Origin of the sequence: Actinocrispum wychmicini (assembly GCF_004345645.1) — a bacterium.
In the GTDB taxonomy this organism is placed as follows: domain Bacteria; phylum Actinomycetota; class Actinomycetes; order Mycobacteriales; family Pseudonocardiaceae; genus Kibdelosporangium; species Kibdelosporangium wychmicini.
The window spans coordinates 682,014-699,997 of sequence record NZ_SLWS01000001.1; the positions used below are offsets into that span (position 1 = coordinate 682,014).

Here is a 17,984-nt window from a genome sequence, read left to right on the forward strand (position 1 = left end):
TACACACCGCTAGCCCCCTGTAGTGGATCCCGACAACGCACCCAGCAGGTTCGCGTATGAGCCGTTGGCCGCCATCAGCTCGTCGTGGCTGCCCAGCTCGACGATCCGGCCGCCGTCCATCACCGCGATCCGGTCCGCGTCCCGCGCCGACGCCAGCCGGTGCGCGATCGCGATGACCGTCCGGCCCTTGAGCACCGCGCTCAGCGATCGCTCCAGGTCACGGGACACCGACGAGTCGATCAGCGAGGTCGCCTCGTCCAGGATCAGCGTGTGCGGGTCGGCCAGCACCAGCCGGGCCAGCGCGATCTGCTGGACCATCGCGGGCGCGACCGTCTCGCCGCCCGATCCCAGCTGGGTGTCCAGGCCGTCCGGCAACGACTTCGCCCAGTCCGCCGCGTCCACCGTGCGCAGTGCGTCCCACAGTTCGTCGTCGGTCGCCGGCCTCGGCAGCGTCAGGTTCTCCCGGAGCGTGCCGGTGAACACATGCTGCTCCTGCGTGACCAGGACGACCTCGCGGCGCCTGCGTTCCAACGGCAAGGCGCTCACTTCGACACCGCCGATGGTGACGTGCCCGGAGTCGGGCGCGTTCACCCCGGCCAGCAGCCGGGCGAGAGTGGACTTGCCGGCGCCGGACGGGCCCACGATCATCAGCCGCTCGCCGGCCACGACGTCCAGGGTGACGCCGTGCAGGATCTCCCGCCCCGGGCTGTACGCGAACCGCGCGTCGTCGATCTTGATGTCCGTGCCGTCCGGGTTGGCCGTACTGTCGCCTTCGTCGGGCTGAACCCGCTGCACGCCAAGGATTCGACGCAGCGCCGCGTTGCCCACCTGCAGCTCGTCCAACCAGCCCAGCACCTCGCCCAACGGCTCCGCCATCGCCCGTGCGTACAGCACGACCGCGGTGATCTCACCGAGGCCGGCCCAGCCCGCGGTGTACGCGAGGCCGCCGATCAGCAGGATCGCCGCGATCGGCAACAGGTACGCCACGTCCAGCCCGGCCTGGAACACCGCCCACAGCTTGCTGCTGCGCCACTCCCGGTCGATGGCCGCGTCCAGCGCCCGGTCGTTGTGTGCGATCCGCCGTTGCCGCAGCCGAAGGGCTTCCACGGTCCGGCCGCCTTCAGCCGTCTCGTGCGTGGTGCTGTGCACGTCCGCCCACCGGGCCAGGGCGTCCTGGTACACGGGCAGCACCCGCGGCCGGTACCAGCGGGTCGCGACGACCAGCACAGGCACCGCGACCAGCATGCCCAACGCCACCAACGGCGACGTGACCAGCATGGCGGCCGCGGTCAGCGCCACGGTCACCGACGCGACAAGGATCTCCGGTGCCGCCTGCCGCAGGCCTTCGTCCAGCTTGTCCACATCGGACGTCGCCCGGCTCAGCAGGTCGCCAGTGCCAGCGGACTCCACAGTGGACAGCGGCAGCCGGACGACGTGCTCGACCATGCCCTCCCGCGCCTCGGCGAGCAGCCGCTCGCCGAAGATCGCGGCCCGGTACCTGGCCAGGCCGTAGAGCGCCGCGTGCAGCACCAGGGCGGCGACCAGCACCAGCACGGTGAAGTCGATCCGCATCCTGGTGGTGCCCTCGGTCACGGCGTCGACCAGGTCACCGAGCAGCTGCGGGCCGACCAGGCCGACGACCGTGGCCACGCCGAACAGCGCCATCATGCCGATGAACGCGCCCCGGCTGGCGGTCGTCACCGACCACATCCACCGGCGCACGTCCCGCTTCTCGGCGAGCGGAAGGGTGGTCTTCATGACGGGTACACCTTGTCTGCCACGTTTGTCCACAACGGACTCTGACTGAACACGACCGTGGTCCGGCCCTGACGGAGTTCCGCGACCCGCCGGACGATCCGCGCCTCGGTGTGCGCGTCCACCGCGGATGTCGGCTCGTCGAGCACCAGCACGTCCGCGTCCGCGGACAGCGCGCGGGCCAACATCATCCGCTGCCGCTGGCCGCCCGACAGGGTGCGGCCACGTTCGGCCAGCTCCTCGTCGAGCCCGTCCGCCAGGCCGTCGACCACGTCCATCGCGTCCGCGGCCCACAACGCGGTGCGGACGTCGACCGTGCCGCCCATGTCGACCTCGTCGGCCAACCGGCCGGAGAACAGCATGTCCTGGTTGTGCGCCACCAGGATCCGGCCGCGGATCTCGGCCAGGTCGGCATCCCGCAACGGCACGTCACCCGCGAGGACGGGGGCGTCGACGTACCGGCCGAGCCGGTCCGCCAGGTCGTCCGCCTGGCCGGTGATCACGGTCAACTGGCCCGCCGCGCAGGTGATCCCGCTGGTCTCGTCCCGCAGGCCGAACGCGCCGTGCGGCAGCGGGACCGGCGACTCCGGCGACGTCAGGGCGGGGGTCAGCCGCAGGATCGTGCACGCCCGACGCGCGGCCACCACGGCCTCGTTGAACTTGTGCACGGCCTCGCCCACCGACCCGACCGGCATGATCAGGAACGCCGAGACACCGTAGAACGCGACCAGTTCGCCGATGGTGATGGTGCCGTCCAGCGCCAGCCGGGCACCGAGCCAGGTGACCAGGGCGATCACCAGACTGGGCAGCAGCAGCGCCAGCGCCGCGACCCACGACTCGACCCGGCTCGCCGCCACCCCGGCGTGCCGGACCCGCTGGCTGGTCTCCGCGAACCGCCGGGTGAACTGCCGCTCACCGCCGATCCCGCGCAGCACCCGCAGGCCGGAGACGATGTCGGCGGCCACCGCCGTGGCCGTCCCGACCTCCTCCCGGTGCGCCTCGGTCCGGTTCTGCAGCGGCTTGAGCAGCGGCATGAACCCGAGCGTGGCCAACGGCATGCCCAGTAGCACGACCAGGCCCAGCACCGGGGTGTGGCTGGTCAGCAGCGTGGCGACCAGGCCGAACGCGACCACCGAACCGGTCAGCCGGCCGATGATCTCCAGCAGCCCGGCGATGCTGTACAGGTCGGACGCGCCGACCGCGACGATCTCGCCGGTCTTGATCTTCTGTGGGAGGGCGGCGCCGATGCTCGTGGCGTGCCTGATGACCGTCTGCTGCATGAGCCTGGCGCTGTTCAGCCACGCACGGTCCCCGTTGAGGGTGAGCATGAACGTGCTGGCCGCGAGGACGACGCCGAGCGCGAGGATGATCCCGATCCAGGTCAGCAGCGCGGCCGTGTCACGCGCGGCGATGCCCTGGTCGACGGCTTCACCGATGGCCAACGGCAGCAACGCGAGCGGAACCATCCACAGCGTGCCGAACACCATGGCCAGAATCAGCGGCCGTCTCGTGCCGCGGACCAGCCACCACAGGAACCGAAGTGGTGTCCGAGGAGCGGTGTTGAGTCAATAGTGGTGCATAGCCGCGAAGCTACCCGGCGAATCGGACGGACGCCACGCAATTAAGCTCGACCCGTGCCGACCTTGACTGAGTATCCGCAGGTAGCCGCCGGGAAGGTGCGCGAGCTGTACGCGGTGGACGACGACCACCTGCTGCTGCTCGCCTCGGACCGGATCTCGGCCTACGACTACGTGCTGCCGACCACGATCCCGGACAAGGGACGCGTGCTCACCGCGATGAGCGTGTTCTGGTTCGACCTGCTCGGCGGCGCGAACCACCTGGTGTCATCGGACGACCCGCGGATCCCCGACGAGGTCAGGGGCCGGGCGTTGCTGGTCCGGCGGCTGAGGATGCTCCCGGTCGAGTGTGTGGCGCGTGGGTACCTCACTGGCTCCGGCCTCGCCGACTACGTCCGGACCGGCTCGGTCTGCGGGGTCCCGCTGCCGTCGGGTCTGGTGGAGGCGTCGAAGCTGCCGGCGCCGATCTTCACCCCGACCACCAAGGCTGAGGTCGGCCAGCACGACGAGGCGATGGACTTCGCCGCGGTCGAGGCGACGGTCGGTGCCGACCTGGCGGCCCGGCTGCGGGACACGACGTTGTCGATCTACAGGCGGGCGGCCGAGCACGCCGAGTCGCGCGGGATGATCCTCGCGGACACCAAGTTCGAGTTCGGCGTGGACAGTGCCGGGGAGATTGTGCTCGCCGACGAGGTGTTGACGCCGGACTCCTCCCGGTACTGGGCGATGGACGGCTATTCGGCCGGTCGGGTTCAGCCCGCGTTCGACAAGCAGGTCGTCCGGGACTGGCTGGTGTCGTCGGCGTCGGGCTGGGACCGGTCGTCCGGCGAGCAGCCGCCTGAGCTGCCCGCGGACGTCGTCGAGTACACCCGGGCCCGGTACGTGGAAGCCTACGAGCGGGTGTCCGGCCGGAAATTCGCCGACTGGGCGTGAGTTCCCTGGTTCGTTACCCGGACGACAGGCTTGCGCCATTCGGCTGCTTTGTCGCGGTGCTGTCATGTAGTTGTGTCCGCGTGTCTGGTGGTTTCGCTGTCCGGGATCGGGATCCGGACCTTGCACCGCTGCGTCGAACTGGCTGACGAGCTCGACCATCGAGGGGTCGCGCTCTCGCTGTTGTTCACGCCGCGGGTCGCGGGTTCAGGGCAGCCCTCAGTGGTGGTGGACTGGGTGCGGCGGCGGCGCGACCATGGGGACGCGCTGCTGCTGCACGGCTTCGACCACGTGCCCGCGCCCCGGCGCCGGGCCGAGTTCGGCTCGCTGCCCGCGCACGAAGCGGGCCTGCGGCTCACCGCGGCCAACAGGTCGATGGAACGTCTCGGCTTCGAGGTCGACAGCTTCGCCCCGGCGCGGTGGGCGCTGTCGCCGGGAACCTTGACCGCGTTGCGGCGCAAGGGCTTCGTGCTGGGCGCGGACGCCACCAAGGTGCACGACCTGCGCACCGGAGTCGTCCACAAGGGACGTGTCCACGGCATGGCCTACGGGGAACGGGTCGAACCGTGGTCCTGCTTCGCGCTCGTCCTGGGGGTGGCCCGTGCCGCCCGTCGCGGCGGTCTGGTCCGGCTCGCCGTCGAAGCCGCGGACCTGTCGCGACCTGGGCCCCGACGGGCGATCCTGGACGCCGTCGACATCGCGGCGCACCACGGCGCGGAGTCCACCACATATAGTGGGGTTACCCAACGATTGGCGGTCCCCATGAGTTAGGGTCACTCCCATGGATGTGACCCAGATCCGGCTGATCGTGTCCGACTTCCCGGTTGTCTACCGGTTCTATCGGGACGTGATCGGCCTGAAACCCCAGTTCGAGACCGAGAACGGTCCCTACGTGGCCTTCAAGCCCGACCTCGGCAGCACACTGGCCCTGCACTCCCGGGCCGAACTGGCCACGATCATCCCCGACCTCAAACCCGGCGACGGCGACAACACCCTTGTAGCCCTGCGCGTGGACGACGTCGACGAGTACCTGGCCGAGTTGACCTCCCGCGGCGCGTCCTGCACGGATCCCGTGGTGCTCGACGGCCGAATAAAGGTGTCCTACCTGCGCGACCCCGAAGGCCACCTGCTCGAGATCCAGCAATGGCTGGCCACCCGCACCGGTGCGGCCGTCCCACCCGCGTCCTAACACGTTCCCTGGGGGTGAACGATGACAGGAGCGCGAGTCGACCCAACACCTTGGGCGCAGCGCCAACCACGCAGCCCAAAGGGAGGGGAGGCTGAGGTCCCCCGGATCAACGTTATCGCGGGGGACCGACAAAACCGGGTCGGCCGGGACCGGGTGCCGAGGTAGGCGGTGGGCCGCTAGACCGTCGTAGCTTCGCCCGGGGTGAGGAGTTTGACCTCGGTTTCCTTGTGGCTCAGCTCTTCGAAGCGGCCGTACCAGATCTGTGGCGTGGCCAGGACCGCCTGGTGGATCGGGATCGCCACCCTCGGCCGGACCACTCGCAGGAAGTCCACCGTCTCCGACAGCTTCGACCACGGCGCGCCGGTGGGCAGGCCGAGGACGTCGACGCTCTGCGCCGGACGGAAGAACGAGTCGCCCGGGTGGTAGAACGCGCCGTCGTCCAGCACGTACCCGTTGTTCGGCGGCACCGGGAGTTCGGGGTGGATGATCGCGTGGTTGCCGTTCACGGTGTCCACGGTCGTGTCACCCACCTTGAGGGTGTCGCCGGGGCGGGCCGTTTCCGCGGTGAGGCCAAGGGCGGCAACGTTTTCCGCTGACGCCGGGTCGACGATCAGCCGGACGCCCGGGTTGGCGGCCACCAGCGCGGGCAGGCGCTTCTCGTCCAGGTGGTCGAAGTGCTGGTGCGTGATCAGGATCGCGGTCAGGTCCGTGACGTCCTCGAAGCCCTGGGAGAACACGCCCGGGTCGAACAGCAGTCGGGTGGACGCCGTCTCGGCCAGCACGCATGAGTGTCCGAAGTGGACGAACTGCATCGGTGGATTCCCTCCCTATGTCGCGTTCGACACGATTTCGTCGCCGAGCGAACTGCGTCGGTACTGGACACTACGCCCCACCCGCCGGCTGGTCAGCAGGCCGGCCGCGACCAAGGCCGTCAGGTGCTCGCTGATCGTGCTCGGCGCCACGCCGAACCGGGTGGCCAGCGCCGTGGTGCTCGCCGGGGACGCCAGTGTGCGCAACAACCGGGCCTTGGTCCGGCCGACCACGCCGGCCAACGCGTCCCTCGCCGGCGGCGGCGCGTCCTCCCACAAGGTCGCCGACCCGCGCGCCGGATACACCAGGCACGGCTGCCATGGCGGCACCATCATCACGCCCAACCGAGGTGCGAACACGCTGGGGATCAGTTGCAGTCCCCGCGAATCCAACTCTAAACGTCCACTGTAGACAGTCGGCAGCAGGATGCTCGGGCCGGCCACGACGATGCCGGGATGGATGCCGGTCAGCACGGCCACCAGGCCGCCTTCGCGGAACTGTCGGGTCCGGTGGTCGACGTCGGTGTCGAGCACGTCCTGAAGCCGAGGCCAGATCGGCTGGAGGAGTGCCGTCCAGCACTCCCGCATCTGCGCGGCGAGCAGGTCCCGCGCGGCGGCCGGGTCGGCGAACATGTCCGGTGGCACGTCCCGGCCGGCGACGGACATCTCGATCTCCCGCCGGACCTGGTCCGGCGGTGTCCGGACGATCGCCTCGAACTGGGCTTCGAGCGAGCCGGCCGGCGGGCTGAGGAAGTCCGGGAAGTAGACGTCGCCACTGATCAACGTGACCAGTTCGGGCACGTCCACGGCTGTCCGGTTGGCCGCGGCCCACCGGGCGTGTACCGGACCTGGCCGGGCCAGGGCGCGCACCGCGTTGAGTACCTCTTCCAGCGGGGAGATGGCCAGCCGGACGTGCTGTGCGCCGACGTCGCCCGGCACCACCTCAAGCATGGCTGTCCTTTCGGAAATAACCGAATCATTGTCGCATGGACGGCTCTGACCGGCAGGTTCTCCGGCATGGATCGGCGATATTGGCGATGGTCGGCTGGGGCGCAACTGGTGCGGTTGCCGTCGATGATGGCGCCGCTCGCGTTCGCCGTGCTCGCCACCCAGGTGACCGGCTCCTATCGGCTCGGCGGACTGATGATGGCGGTGTTCGTCGCCGCCGAGGTGATCGCCGCCGGACCCGTCGGGCGTCTGCTCGACCGGATCGGAGTCGCACGGGGGTTACGGCTGCTCCTCGTGTTGTGCGCGGTGAGCCTCGTGGCGTTGGCCCTGGTGAGTGCTGTTCCGGCGGTGATGGTCGCGTGTGTCGTGGTCACGGGCGCGCTCGGCGGCGGGTTGGCCGGAGGCGTCCGGGCGTTGCTGGGTTCTGTTGTGAAGCCCACGTCGTTGGAACGCGCCACGTCCATCGACGCGGTGATCGTGGAGATCGTGGTGGTGGGCGGGCCGCTGGTGGTCGCGCTGCTCACGCCGTTCGGCGGGGTTGTGCCGGTGCTGGGGATGGCGGGTTCGTACCTGTTCGCGGCACTGCTTGTCCCTCAGGTAGCGGTGTCCCGCTCACGCGGTGGCTCGTGGCCGCGGATCGGACCGTGGCTGTTCTGCGCGTTCGGGTTCGGGCACCTGCTGAGCACGATCGAGGTCGCTTCGTTGCCGTTGGGGCAGCGCGTCGGCGGTGGACCGGCGACAGCTGTGCTGGTCGTCGCCTTGCTGACCGGGGCAAGCGTCCTCGGCGGGATCTGTTACGCCTGGTGGGGGCCCCGGCTCCGGCTGGACCGCCGGGTGCGCGCGGTACTGCTGCTGGTGGGCATGGCTGTCGGGGCGGTGCTGGTGGCGTTCGGGTGGAACTGGCCGATGTTGGCCGCCGGCCTGGTCACGGTCGGTGTCTGGACGGGGCCGTTGAACACCGCCATGTCCGTGCATCTGCAGACGACCCTGCCGGCGGATCGCCGGGCCGAGGGGTTCGGGCTGGTGTTCACGGCACAGGCGGCCGGGTTCGCCCTCGGGTCACTGTCCGTGTCGGTGCTGCCGTTGACGGCCGCGCCACTGCTCGGCGCGTTCTCCGCGTTGATCGCCGCGGCCTGTATTGCGGCGACGCCCGTCGCCAAGCCGGTTACTGTCGAGTATCCGCCTCGGTAACCTGCCTGTTCACGGTCGCGACCGGGGCGATCGCACCGACCACCTCAGTGACCGGCCGCGTGAGCAAAAACGGATCATCGAGCCTGAACGCCTCACCGACCGTGACGATGTCGCTGAGCGTCCATTCCTGTTTCCCCTGTAGGAGCCGCGTAATCTTCGCGGCCTCCCAGCCGAGCCCCCTCGCGAGCGCGGCCTGCGTACGAATGCCGGTGATCGCGAGCAACACCTTGATGTTCTCGGCGATCCGAGCTTGCAGGTCTCTCATCTCCATGCGCACAGCATGGCAGAGCAACAACATTGTTGACAACTCTCCACCGTAGTGTGCCCGCTACGTTGAGATCATTGATCCAGTCGTTACATCTGACGGTTGCTCGTTGAGAATTTCGCAACTACGTTGATGGTCATGCAACAGACCGCCAGCACCCGGCTCGCGTCGATCCTGCTGGGCGTCGACCTCAAGCGGTGGGTCGCCGAGCGCCGTGACCGCGACCGCCCGGCGTCCTGGCTCAACATCTCGCGCGAGCTGGCCGAGGCCACGAACGGACAGGTCTCGCTCAGTCATGAGGCGCTGCGCATGCGCTACGGCCAGACCCACATCACTGACTTCGACGCGGCCGACCTGTTGGCCGCGGTCGATGCGGTGAAACGGGGGAACAACGGGCCGGGTCGGTCGGACTCGGAGAACGACGCGGGTGCGGGTCCGGAGAGCCGGCATCCGTTCGAACAGAAGCGTCCAGGTGGCCCGCAGTGGCTGCAGGACGGCGGGGACGAAGAGCAGGGCGGCGAGTAGATGGGCAGGCACAACAAGCCGCCGACTAGGGCCGAATTGCAGGCGATGGTGGCGAACGAGTTCGCCAATGCTGCCTCCGATCCGGCCGTCCGCGCGGAACTGCTTGGCAACGCGGTGCAGAACGCCCGCGAACTGCGCGAGTCCCTGCGAGATGAGAGCGGCGCGTGATGTTCACGAGCGTCACATCGGCCGGGCGTGCGTCCGGCCGGTCGCTTCCTGCCCATTTCGTCGTGATCGCGGCGAGCACCTGTGTGGACCGAAAGGCAGGCACCTGATGGGCCAGAGCAAGGTTCGATACGAGGTTTGTTGGGACGAAAGCGACTTCCCGCAGATCGTGCGTGCCACCGATGGTGACGGCAAGTCGTTCATGGAGGCGAAACGCGAGATTCTCGGCTTCTACACAGACCTACGTGACACGGCGCGCGAGATGATCACACGGTTTCGTGCGTTGAAGGCTGAGGACATCGAAGCCCCCAGGGCATCGGATGACGAACCGAAGACGTCCGATGTGGACAAGGTCGGGAAGCCCGGCGCCAGCGCGTTGGCGTGCACGGTCAGCGCAACCACGGTTACAGCAGCCGCGCCGAGCGGGGTGAGTCCTGAGGGACCCGTCGACGGCGCCGTGTTGATCGCCACTGAACGGCGGCGACAGATCGACCAGGGCTATACGCCGGAGCACGACGAGGTCGAGCACGGCAGCGGTGAGCTGGCAGCGGCGGCGGTGTCGTACGCGATGCCGCAGCCGGATGCTCCGATGCGAATGGTGTTCGCCCCGGACGATCAGGTGTGCGTGCCGTACTGGTGGCCCTGGGCAGCGGACCAATGGAAGCCGACAAACGATCGCGTCGGCGACTTGGTGCGAGCAGGCGCGCTGATCGCAGCCGAGATCGATCGGTTGCTTGCCGACCACCCACCGGACGAGAACGCGCCGGACCGGACGACCTTCGAGGGTGGTGTGTCGTGATGCTCCTGTACGAATCCGAGTTCCTCGGGCTGCTGCTGTGCATAACCCTGCTGGCGCTGGCCCTGGTTCTGGCCTGTGCCCCAGAGCCTGACGAGATCTGGTGGAAATCGAATGCCTGACGTAATGGAGCGAGCACGGCGCTTTGGCATGCTGATGGAACTGTCCGATGAGGAGCTGTGCGCGCAGCATCCGGACACCAGCCGGTTGTCCGCTCCGGACGTGTGCCGGATCCCGAGGTGGGTGAACGAGAAGCCCACCGATTGCCTTCACGAGGCGTGGTGGGTGCTGAGTAACGACCGGTTCGGTTACCCGGTCACGCACGGCTGCACGGCCGGGACCGCTGAGTATCTGCGGCATCGGTTGTGGCTGGACCAGCGGCAGACGATGCGAGACATGGCGTGCAGTGGCGCGGCCATCGTCCTGACGCCGGACATTCTGGTTGAGTTCGCGCGCCAGGTGGCCGTGGCCAAGCCTTGCTCTGCGTGCAAGGGCGACCCGTTTCTGGTGATCCGGCCCCGTTTCCTGCGGATCTACACAGCACACAAACCCGGATGCGCGGTGCTGTGTCAGTCGACCGTGAGGGGTGGCCGGCCGTGAGTACGCACCACGCGAAGCCCGCGCCACACCCGGTACTACGCAACATCACCCAGCTCGCCGGCGACGCGGCGGCCGCCGTGTGGCGGCACATCTTCGGACTAGGAATCGCCGCGACGGCCGTGATGTTCGTAGTCGCGGTCGTGCTGTACCTGGCCCATCACGAGGCGACGCTCGCGGCGGTGCTCGTGCTGCTGGTCGGCGTGCCGGTGATCGCCGGTGTGTACGCCTACGTGACCGCAGACAGTTTCAGTGACCCGCCGGCACAGCACCACGTTCGAGGAGACCTGAATGAACCATGTCCGTACCCGCATTGCCGCCGCCGACGCGCGGCCGATGTCGCGGTCGCGCCGTCGCCGGCCGGCCTTGCCCTCCGGAGGAGGTCACGATGACTGGGCCTGAGCACTACCAGGAAGCCGAGCGACTGGCCGTGATGTGCGTCGACAGCCACGGGAATCCGCCGCCGCATCTCGCGCCCGAGTTGGGCGCGTACCTGAGCCTGGCCAATGTTCACGCGGTCCTGGCGTTGGCGGCCGCCACCGCCATGAACGACGGTGAGGCCGGTATGGACCTTGAGGATCTGCAGGCGTGGGAGAAAGCCGTCAGCGCTCGACTGTCCGGATCGGACGGCTCCTGATGGCCACCGGACAGAACAGCACAAACTCGTCCGACACGGCGCGCGAGGAAGACGTGATCACCGAGCCACGGGAGTGGCTGTCCGAGCCGTTCGCGATGCTCGAACGCGAGATCGCCGAGGAGATCCGCCAGTACTGGGAGGGGCGTCCGCGCAAGGACATCGCTTCAGTGGCGTCGTTCCTGGCCCGTCAGGTGTGGGCGAAGGTGAAGCCTGTGATCGATTCGTACGAGCACGGCGGAGATCAGTACGCTGCGGCCGTACGGGAGGCGAACCGCCAGCGAGACAACGCCTGGAACGCCATCAGCGACTACTGGATGCCCGAGGTGCGCACAACTCGCGAGCAGTTGGAACGCGAACTGCGTCGGGCGAACAGGTTTCAGCGTCAGCTGATGACGTCCCGGCGCAAGGCCACCCGCGCTACCTCGCACGCCGTCGATCTGGCTGGCCGACTCGCCAAGACGCGGGCCGAGTTGGACCGACTGCAAACCGAGGCGGCGGCTGGCGTTCGCTGGGTGAACGGCGGCGACTGAATGGCACTCCGGATCGAGACCAAGTACCTGGTCGAGCTGCTGGGCACGCTCGCCTACACGGCCGGGTCCGGGATCCTGCTGCACACCACCCGCGGCTACCCGGACGGCGGCGAACCCGGCACGTCGGATCTACTCGTCGGGACGTCGACCACTGGCCGCGCCGTAGGGCACACCTTCGTGGTCGCCTACGGCCTGCTGCCGCAGGCCGCGTTGTGGCCGATCGAGGACGTCGGCGCGGTGCTGGCGTCGTTTCGGCCGCGGTTGAAGGACAACAAGGACCACGCGCTGGAAGTCGAACTCGCCGACGGCCTGGTGGTTGTGCGCGAGGACCCGGACCTGTTCGGCAACGGCCTGAAGCTCGAATTCGCCGCCGGCGACCTGCAGGACTACCCGCGCGAGATCTGGTCGCTGCTGACCGACGAGCACCTGCACCCGCGAGTCGAGACGCCCGAATCGGTGCTCGTGCCGCGCTCGCCGCGCACCGACTACACGCCGGCGGACCTGGCGCCGTTCGTGGCGATTGCCAAGCACATCAAATGCGAGCTGCAGCTGTTCAACTACCACCAGCGGCTGCCCACCCTGGTGCAGATCGGACACAAGTTCCGTGGCCTGATCCGTCCCGTGGTGTGGCCGGACGACCGTTCACCCACCCTCGGCGAGGGCCCGGCCAGCGACGTCTACCCGGCCACCCTTCCGCCCCGCACGAAGGACGCGGTGGTGGACCTGCGCACAGCAACCGGCATTCGAACGAGCACCGCCAACGAGCTGCACACCGAGGAGGCGGCCAGCAATGCCTGACGTGCACGTGATCGAGATCGCCGAGGACGGCGCCTGGCAGATTCAGCACACCTCAGCCTGCCCGCTGCACCTGCGGGACTGCCCGGTGTCCCGGGCGGCCGAGCAGATCGTCGGCCCGACCGCGGTGATCGGTCGGTTCGAGTGCGAGCTGGGCCCGCTCGACCAGTTGCTCATCGGTCGGCCCGTCGTCCTGCAGAACGACCAAGCGGCACCCGAGCAGGACATCGCGGCGCAGCGGCATGTCGCCAAGCTCGCGCTTGGGCTCGCCGGCCGACTGCTCCAACTGTTCGCCACCGGCCAGCAAGGCCACCCCGGGGAGCCGTGCGTTCGCACCGGTTGGGTCCAGCACGGCGCCGTCGCGCGGTGGCGTGAGCTGCACGAGACGCTCGTCGCCGACTACGTCGCCCTGGATCCGGAGCACGATCCTACGGCCCCAGGAGCGCCCACACGGGAGCACGGCACTGCTCGCGGCATTCGCTTCCATGGCGCGGCCGACGAGCCGTTGTGCGACGAATGCGCGGCCTTTTTCGACGAGTTGAAGCGAGCCGGTCTGGTCCGCGAGACATCGGGAGGTTGGGCGATGAAGCATGGCGAGATCGAGCCATGACCGTGTTGCCGTGGCCACGGACGGGCAGATGCGGCGCGTGCGGACGTTCGGCCCTCGAATTCCCCTCCGGCCGGTGGACGCACCTGGGCCGACCGTGCCGGACCCGCTACCAAACCATGTGGACGGTCGACGACGTCCGCATCCGAGCGGCGTGCCGGTTTGTGGCGGACGGCGAACCGTTGCCGACCGAGCCGGACAAGTACCTGGTGGAGCAGCCCACCGGACGCGTCGCGGAGTTCGAGTTCGGTATCAGCCGGGCCAACCGTCTGGAGACCGTGCGCGAGTTCCTTGCGCGACAGGCCGAGGCGGGAGTGCGGCATGGCGGCCGGTAACGCGCGGCACGTGATCGGTCAGCACGAGATGGACATTCTCGCGATGATCGCTTCGGGCCTGACGGTCGACAACATGCTCGCCACAGGGCCATGGTCCGCGAGCGAAATCGGTGCGGTGATCCGGCGGCACGGCCTGGTGGTCGACGAGGACGGCCGCGTCACGGCGGCAGCGTCGCCCGTGGACCAGGACGTGCGGGACGCCCTGGCATCGCCGAGTCCGCTGGTGCGTCAACAGGCCCGGCGTGCCTATGCCCAGCTGGTGAAGCTCCGCAAGGTTCAGGGCATGCAGGCCGCCCGGGACATCTCGGACGACCTGCGTCGGCTACAGCGCAAAGCCCTGCAGGACTGGCTGGGCTGGCTGCAGGCGGCAACCGCTGGCGCCCGGGACGAACTTGCCCGACTGCGCGGCAGTTCACCCCGCTCGACTCGTACCAAGGCGGCCGCGTCATGAGCTGACCTGGCGCGTCTGGCCGATTGACCTGGCGGTCGGTGCCTCCTTCCCCGAGGCACCGGCCGCCGACCCACATCCACGATCGACCGTCCAGAAAGGATGACAATCCGGTGCCCTACTCGCTGCACGAGGACAACCTCGGCAGGGATCCGCGGTGGGCTGTGTTGGCCCGGCACGGCGATCCGGACAGCCCGGACCTACTGGAACTCAGCGAGAGCCGCCGCCGCACACACCTGGCGCGGCTGGAAGCACGCCGGCGGATGCTGATTGCCTCCTACTACCTGATGACCTTGGAAACCTCCGCACACAAGGACGACGGTTACCTCACGCTGGAGGCCGCGCTGGTCTGCTGCGGCGGTGAGGTGTGGCAGCTGGAGGCGTTGGCCACCGCCGTGTGCGGGCGGCCGCCGTTCCTGCATCGGCAGGGCGATCGGTGCTCGGCCAAGAACTGCGTCGACTCCAGTCCACCATGGCGGAACAACTACGAGTACCGCATTTGCAGTTTCTTGAAACGCAATCCCAGCAAGGTCGAACAGGACCGCAACAAGGCCCAGAAGGACGACGCACGCGACCCTCAGCTGCGTGCGCTGCTGCTCAAACGCGACGGCCGGTTCTGCCGCTACTGCCGTTCCGGACCGCTGTCGGAGAAGGCCGGCAAGGCCGCCGAGCGCCGCAAGGTGCTGCAGCGCGACCACGTCGACCCGGACCTGCCGGCCGGGCCGGACGCCGAGAACTACGTGACCACGTGCGCCAGCTGCAACGAGCACAAGGCCCGGCGCACCCCGTTCGAGGCCGACATGACGCTGCTCGACCCGCCCACCGAAGCCCAGATCCAGGAGTGGACCGAGGCCGGCCTGACGCTGTTCGACCCACCATGGATCACATCCGCGATCACCAACCGGATCACCGACGAATCACGGCCGGATCATCGACATATCAGTGATCACGACGGTGATCAACACGGTGATCCGGTTGGTGATTCGTCCACACCAGACGACCGCCCAGCACGCCCTGAAACGCTGGACAACCAGCAAGATCACGTGCCGGATCACCGCCCGGAAGGGTTCGGCTCGGGTCGGGTCGGGGACCGCCCTGATGGCCATCTCGGAGCCCTCGGCCAACCCGTCCGGGGTCTCGACAGCCCCGACATCTACCACCGCCGGTCCCGCAGTCCTGCCCCGCCAGACACACCAAGTGGGTGAGCCCCGTGTCCATGACTCCGCGTCAACGCGAGGAGTACCGACTCAGCACCTACGCCGAGCGGGAGCAGTTGCGCGAGATCGCCCAGACCGTTCCCTGCCCCGAGCCGCCTCTCGGATGCGGCCGCCCCGCCGACGAGCCGTGCGTCAACCGCATCGGCGAACCGCTCAAGCACATGGACCACACCAGCCGGCTACGCCGAGCCCAAGCCGCAAAGGATCCGTCGTGATCGCTATCGACCGAGCCGAACCGCCTGAGGTCGCTCAAGCCACCCGGCGGGCTATCAGAGCCGCGTACGGCGGCTCGCTGGCGTGGTTGACGGCGAGGTTGTTCGGGTGACCAGCACCTGTGTGATCGCGTCGTGCCAGCGACCGAGCGAGACCACGATGTGCTTGGCCTGCTGGACACAGCTGCGCGGGGCGTTGACCGACGTCGCTGACTGGCTCGCCGAGGACCTTGAGCTCACCCGCACCGGCCGGACGAAGTTCACTGGCGCGCCGATCGGCAGGGTGAAGGGTTGGTCCGAGCGGGCATTGCCGATCCGTCCAGCGGCGGCCGCGATCGCCGATCAGTTGCCCACCGTGCTCTACTCCTGGGTGCGTGAACTGTGGGACATGCACGCGGCCCGGTGGCTCGCGTGCGAGACGTGCGACGCCCAGTGGTTCGGCGGCGAACAACAACACGCCGTCCCCGAGTGCACCGGCCGGTGGGACTTGCGCGTCGAGCAACTCGGCGACATCGATACCACCACGGCCGGACTGGCGCGGTGGCTGCTGGGACACACAACATGGATCCGCACCCACCCGGCCGCCGAGGATCTGCACGGCCAGGTGATCAACGCCTACCGGGCGGCCATGAAAGTGATCGACCGCCCGCCGGCCCGCGAGTACATCGGGATGTGCTCGGCCGAACTCGAAGGCCAACTGTGCGAGGTTGACCTGTTCGCGTCGGAGGATCAGGACTCGGTCAGCTGTCGCGGCTGCGGTGCGAACTGGTCGGTACGGGATCGGCGGGCCTGGCTTTCCGACGCCGTCGATCACCAGTACCTGCCGCCCGCCCTGGTGATCGCCGCAGTGGCTCGACACGGATACCGGTTGACCATGTCAATGTTGCGCAACTACCGGGCCCGCGGCCGGCTGACCGCATACGTGGTCGACCCGGAGTTCATCGGTCCGTTGCGTGAGCAGGACGACCGGTACGGCTGGCGGGTTCGGCCTATGGTCGAACAGGACTATCCGAGCCCGCTGTACCTGGTGGCCGATGTGGTCGACGTCCTGAACAGCAAACACCGTCGAACCCGGCTGGACAAATGAGCACCTCGTCCGATGCTTACTTTGACATCAACGCATTCTGCATCATGACCTTCGGTCAACGCGAGCGTCTGTTTCATTTCTGACCCATCGTGCGACTGTGTCGTTAATAAGGAGTCAGTGGCGTTCGGCCCACAATCAACTGTCTGCATTTTTGGGCGGACCTAATCTTCGTGCGGGAACCGCGCCCCGGCGAACTGCGGCTCTTCCGCGAACGTCGAGTGCTTGAGCGCGTGGATCCCCCCGGTGAACGTCGCCTGCCTGAACGACGCGTATCCGCTGAACGTCGCGTCGACGAACCCAGCGAATCCGGTGAACCTTGCTCGATTGAACAACGCGTGTCCGGTGAACGTCGCTCTGCGGAACCCTGCGTGCTTGGTGAAGTTCGCCTCCGTGAAATCCGCGCTCCTCTTGAACTTAGCTGCGGCGAAGTTGGCGTCCCCGGTGAATGTCGTGCCGCGAAAGGAAGCATCGCCCGCGAACACTGCCTCCTTAAATATGACTCTGTTCACCCTGCAGAGATGGAGATCGAAGTCAATGAGGAGGGTTCCATTCAAGTCGAGGTCGATGTCCTTCCAGAATGTGCCGAATATATCCCGCTCGTCGCCGGGTGTGAGATGCGCTGCGAGAAGCTTCTGGACGGTCAGCCGAACCTCACGCTCTTGGACTCCCATCCGATAGTCCTTGACCACGGCGTCGTGAGCGGTCGACCGGTCTGGCGGTTCGCCTGGTCGCTCGTAGGGCATACGCAAATAGGCGCACAACACGTTTACAATCGTCTGTCGCTGTCCAGGATTATTCTGCCCGACTCGCTCAAGGGCATAAAGGCCACCGAGACGCACAGGGGCCTTGTCGGAGCCTAGTTGTTCAACGGCCTTGGTGTACAACTCGGTGACACGCTTCTCAGCGGCATCCAGTTCGGTGGCCGCCGCAGAAACTTCCTGGTGCCATTGCCGGCGTACCGCGAGCAACAGCGCGAAAACCCCACCGGTGCCCGCACCGATACCCAACCCGGTCTTGACTGCCTCCACTCGAGCAGCAGCAGGGTCTTTGGCCTGGTTAGCTTCCTCTAGCAGCCACGCCGTGGCACCCCACGTGACCCCGGCAACGACCGCTCCTCCCAGCGCAACTATCCACCAACTCAACGCCTGGGACGTACGCATGTGTTTTGGCCGGATTTTCCGGACCAGTGCAGTGGTAAGCAGGCCACACGCCAGTGCGAAAACCAACTGCCGCCAGCCCACACGATGCCATAGCCACTGCGAAAGGCCCGGCCAGTCCACCCAACCGGTCGTGGCCAGCAAGCCACCCGCTAGCAGCAGTACGCCAATAGCTGCCGGCGCAACTACACCACGTCGCATTTACCGATAGT

Annotated in this window: 25 protein-coding genes; 19 read left to right on the plus strand and 6 right to left on the minus strand. The window is 67.9% G+C overall.

The features are described from left to right. Window positions 1-9 precede the first annotated feature (9 nt). Together EV192_RS03385 and EV192_RS03390 are read right to left on the minus strand one after the other, a co-directional pair. On the minus strand, window positions 10-1,758 hold the full coding sequence (locus EV192_RS03385; protein WP_132110953.1) for an ABC transporter ATP-binding protein: 1,749 nt from the start codon (window positions 1,756-1,758) through the stop codon (window positions 10-12). Then, window positions 1,755-3,242, minus strand: coding sequence for an ABC transporter transmembrane domain-containing protein (locus tag EV192_RS03390; protein ID WP_132110955.1), 1,488 nt, complete (start codon window positions 3,240-3,242; stop codon window positions 1,755-1,757). Before EV192_RS03390 ends, EV192_RS03385 begins: the two co-directional genes overlap by 4 nt. Before the next feature lie 147 nt (window positions 3,243-3,389). Between EV192_RS03390 and EV192_RS03395 the strand changes: the two genes are divergently transcribed. The 3 genes from EV192_RS03395 to EV192_RS03405 all read left to right on the plus strand — a co-directional run bounded on the left by EV192_RS03395 (window position 3,390) and on the right by EV192_RS03405 (window position 5,451). Further along, entirely contained in the window at window positions 3,390-4,265 is an 876-nt protein-coding gene (locus EV192_RS03395; protein WP_132110957.1) for a phosphoribosylaminoimidazolesuccinocarboxamide synthase, read from the plus strand. Window positions 4,266-4,337: 72 nt separating this feature from the next. Further along, a complete protein-coding gene (locus EV192_RS03400; RefSeq protein WP_132110959.1) occupies window positions 4,338-5,033 on the plus strand; it encodes a DUF2334 domain-containing protein in 696 nt (231 codons plus the stop codon). 10 nt (window positions 5,034-5,043) lie between these two features. Further along, entirely contained in the window at window positions 5,044-5,451 is a 408-nt protein-coding gene (locus EV192_RS03405) for a VOC family protein (protein WP_132110961.1), read from the plus strand. Window positions 5,452-5,627: 176 nt separating this feature from the next. Here EV192_RS03405 and EV192_RS03410 read toward each other — a convergent pair whose 3' ends face one another. Next, window positions 5,628-6,263 (minus strand): MBL fold metallo-hydrolase, encoded by a 636-nt coding sequence (locus EV192_RS03410; RefSeq protein ID WP_132110963.1) that lies wholly within the window; start codon window positions 6,261-6,263, stop codon window positions 5,628-5,630. A 15-nt stretch (window positions 6,264-6,278) separates the two neighbouring features. After that, window positions 6,279-7,211, minus strand: a complete 933-nt coding sequence (locus EV192_RS03415; protein WP_132110965.1) for an ArsR/SmtB family transcription factor — start codon at window positions 7,209-7,211, stop codon at window positions 6,279-6,281. A gap of 66 nt (window positions 7,212-7,277) precedes the next feature. Between EV192_RS03415 and EV192_RS03420 the strand changes: the two genes are divergently transcribed. Next, entirely contained in the window at window positions 7,278-8,399 is a 1,122-nt protein-coding gene (locus tag EV192_RS03420; RefSeq protein WP_165960189.1) for an MFS transporter, read from the plus strand. Here the strand turns inward: EV192_RS03420 and EV192_RS03425 are convergent. Continuing rightward, window positions 8,374-8,670 carry a helix-turn-helix domain-containing protein gene (locus tag EV192_RS03425; RefSeq protein WP_132110967.1) on the minus strand — a complete coding sequence of 99 codons (297 nt, stop codon included), beginning with the start codon at window positions 8,668-8,670 and terminating at the stop codon, window positions 8,374-8,376. The genes EV192_RS03420 and EV192_RS03425 overlap by 26 nt on opposite strands. A gap of 132 nt (window positions 8,671-8,802) precedes the next feature. Between EV192_RS03425 and EV192_RS03430 the strand changes: the two genes are divergently transcribed. The 15 genes from EV192_RS03430 (at window position 8,803) to EV192_RS03490 (ending at window position 16,615) form a co-directional block, all read left to right on the plus strand. Further along, window positions 8,803-9,189: a hypothetical protein gene (locus EV192_RS03430; RefSeq protein WP_132110969.1), complete on the plus strand. Its 387-nt coding sequence runs from the start codon at window positions 8,803-8,805 to the stop codon at window positions 9,187-9,189. Then, window positions 9,190-9,357, plus strand: coding sequence for a hypothetical protein (locus EV192_RS53615; protein ID WP_165960190.1), 168 nt, complete (start codon window positions 9,190-9,192; stop codon window positions 9,355-9,357). A 106-nt stretch (window positions 9,358-9,463) separates the two neighbouring features. After that, window positions 9,464-10,153, plus strand: coding sequence for a hypothetical protein (locus EV192_RS54565; protein ID WP_207925868.1), 690 nt, complete (start codon window positions 9,464-9,466; stop codon window positions 10,151-10,153). Next, complete coding sequence (locus tag EV192_RS56725) at window positions 10,150-10,272, plus strand: hypothetical protein (protein ID WP_279492719.1); 123 nt, start codon at window positions 10,150-10,152, stop codon at window positions 10,270-10,272. Before EV192_RS54565 ends, EV192_RS56725 begins: the two co-directional genes overlap by 4 nt. Continuing rightward, entirely contained in the window at window positions 10,265-10,750 is a 486-nt protein-coding gene (locus EV192_RS03440; RefSeq protein WP_132110971.1) for a hypothetical protein, read from the plus strand. Before EV192_RS56725 ends, EV192_RS03440 begins: the two co-directional genes overlap by 8 nt. Then, window positions 10,747-11,139 carry a hypothetical protein gene (locus EV192_RS03445; RefSeq protein WP_132110973.1) on the plus strand — a complete coding sequence of 131 codons (393 nt, stop codon included), beginning with the start codon at window positions 10,747-10,749 and terminating at the stop codon, window positions 11,137-11,139. Before EV192_RS03440 ends, EV192_RS03445 begins: the two co-directional genes overlap by 4 nt. Further along, window positions 11,136-11,384 carry a hypothetical protein gene (locus EV192_RS03450; protein WP_132110975.1) on the plus strand — a complete coding sequence of 83 codons (249 nt, stop codon included), beginning with the start codon at window positions 11,136-11,138 and terminating at the stop codon, window positions 11,382-11,384. Before EV192_RS03445 ends, EV192_RS03450 begins: the two co-directional genes overlap by 4 nt. Then, complete coding sequence (locus EV192_RS03455) at window positions 11,384-11,914, plus strand: hypothetical protein (protein ID WP_132110977.1); 531 nt, start codon at window positions 11,384-11,386, stop codon at window positions 11,912-11,914. The genes EV192_RS03450 and EV192_RS03455 overlap by 1 nt, the downstream gene beginning before the upstream one ends. Further along, complete coding sequence (locus EV192_RS03460; RefSeq protein WP_132110979.1) at window positions 11,915-12,712, plus strand: hypothetical protein; 798 nt, start codon at window positions 11,915-11,917, stop codon at window positions 12,710-12,712. Continuing rightward, window positions 12,705-13,319 (plus strand): hypothetical protein, encoded by a 615-nt coding sequence (locus tag EV192_RS03465; RefSeq protein ID WP_132110981.1) that lies wholly within the window; start codon window positions 12,705-12,707, stop codon window positions 13,317-13,319. The genes EV192_RS03460 and EV192_RS03465 overlap by 8 nt, the downstream gene beginning before the upstream one ends. After that, window positions 13,316-13,651 carry a hypothetical protein gene (locus EV192_RS03470; protein WP_132110983.1) on the plus strand — a complete coding sequence of 112 codons (336 nt, stop codon included), beginning with the start codon at window positions 13,316-13,318 and terminating at the stop codon, window positions 13,649-13,651. Before EV192_RS03465 ends, EV192_RS03470 begins: the two co-directional genes overlap by 4 nt. Further along, window positions 13,638-14,102, plus strand: coding sequence for a hypothetical protein (locus tag EV192_RS03475; protein WP_132110985.1), 465 nt, complete (start codon window positions 13,638-13,640; stop codon window positions 14,100-14,102). The genes EV192_RS03470 and EV192_RS03475 overlap by 14 nt, the downstream gene beginning before the upstream one ends. Window positions 14,103-14,212: 110 nt before the next feature. Continuing rightward, window positions 14,213-15,304, plus strand: coding sequence for an HNH endonuclease (locus tag EV192_RS03480; protein ID WP_132110987.1), 1,092 nt, complete (start codon window positions 14,213-14,215; stop codon window positions 15,302-15,304). A gap of 5 nt (window positions 15,305-15,309) precedes the next feature. Beyond that, on the plus strand, window positions 15,310-15,531 hold the full coding sequence (locus tag EV192_RS03485) for a zinc finger domain-containing protein (RefSeq protein ID WP_132110989.1): 222 nt from the start codon (window positions 15,310-15,312) through the stop codon (window positions 15,529-15,531). A 106-nt stretch (window positions 15,532-15,637) separates the two neighbouring features. Further along, entirely contained in the window at window positions 15,638-16,615 is a 978-nt protein-coding gene (locus EV192_RS03490; protein WP_132110991.1) for a hypothetical protein, read from the plus strand. A 161-nt stretch (window positions 16,616-16,776) separates the two neighbouring features. Here EV192_RS03490 and EV192_RS03495 read toward each other — a convergent pair whose 3' ends face one another. Continuing rightward, window positions 16,777-17,775 carry a pentapeptide repeat-containing protein gene (locus EV192_RS03495; protein ID WP_207925869.1) on the minus strand — a complete coding sequence of 333 codons (999 nt, stop codon included), beginning with the start codon at window positions 17,773-17,775 and terminating at the stop codon, window positions 16,777-16,779. Between the last annotated feature and the right edge of the window lie 209 nt (window positions 17,776-17,984).

Coding starts and splice junctions, on each gene's coding strand:
- EV192_RS03405 (WP_132110961.1), top strand. CDS start 5,044: ATGGATGTGACCCAGATCCGGCTGATCGTGTCCGACTTCCCGGTTGTC.
- EV192_RS03410 (WP_132110963.1), bottom strand. CDS start 6,263: ATGCAGTTCGTCCACTTCGGACACTCATGCGTGCTGGCCGAGACGGCG.
- EV192_RS03415 (WP_132110965.1), bottom strand. CDS start 7,211: ATGCTTGAGGTGGTGCCGGGCGACGTCGGCGCACAGCACGTCCGGCTG.
- EV192_RS03390 (WP_132110955.1), bottom strand. CDS start 3,242: ATGGTGTTCGGCACGCTGTGGATGGTTCCGCTCGCGTTGCTGCCGTTG.
- EV192_RS03460 (WP_132110979.1), top strand. CDS start 11,915: ATGGCACTCCGGATCGAGACCAAGTACCTGGTCGAGCTGCTGGGCACG.
- EV192_RS03455 (WP_132110977.1), top strand. CDS start 11,384: ATGGCCACCGGACAGAACAGCACAAACTCGTCCGACACGGCGCGCGAG.
- EV192_RS03450 (WP_132110975.1), top strand. CDS start 11,136: ATGACTGGGCCTGAGCACTACCAGGAAGCCGAGCGACTGGCCGTGATG.
- EV192_RS53615 (WP_165960190.1), top strand. CDS start 9,190: ATGGGCAGGCACAACAAGCCGCCGACTAGGGCCGAATTGCAGGCGATG.
- EV192_RS03420 (WP_165960189.1), top strand. CDS start 7,278: ATGGATCGGCGATATTGGCGATGGTCGGCTGGGGCGCAACTGGTGCGG.
- EV192_RS54565 (WP_207925868.1), top strand. CDS start 9,464: ATGGGCCAGAGCAAGGTTCGATACGAGGTTTGTTGGGACGAAAGCGAC.
- EV192_RS03465 (WP_132110981.1), top strand. CDS start 12,705: ATGCCTGACGTGCACGTGATCGAGATCGCCGAGGACGGCGCCTGGCAG.
- EV192_RS03470 (WP_132110983.1), top strand. CDS start 13,316: ATGACCGTGTTGCCGTGGCCACGGACGGGCAGATGCGGCGCGTGCGGA.
- EV192_RS03385 (WP_132110953.1), bottom strand. CDS start 1,758: ATGAAGACCACCCTTCCGCTCGCCGAGAAGCGGGACGTGCGCCGGTGG.
- EV192_RS03440 (WP_132110971.1), top strand. CDS start 10,265: ATGCCTGACGTAATGGAGCGAGCACGGCGCTTTGGCATGCTGATGGAA.
- EV192_RS03425 (WP_132110967.1), bottom strand. CDS start 8,670: ATGGAGATGAGAGACCTGCAAGCTCGGATCGCCGAGAACATCAAGGTG.
- EV192_RS03495 (WP_207925869.1), bottom strand. CDS start 17,775: ATGCGTACGTCCCAGGCGTTGAGTTGGTGGATAGTTGCGCTGGGAGGA.
- EV192_RS03430 (WP_132110969.1), top strand. CDS start 8,803: ATGCAACAGACCGCCAGCACCCGGCTCGCGTCGATCCTGCTGGGCGTC.
- EV192_RS03475 (WP_132110985.1), top strand. CDS start 13,638: ATGGCGGCCGGTAACGCGCGGCACGTGATCGGTCAGCACGAGATGGAC.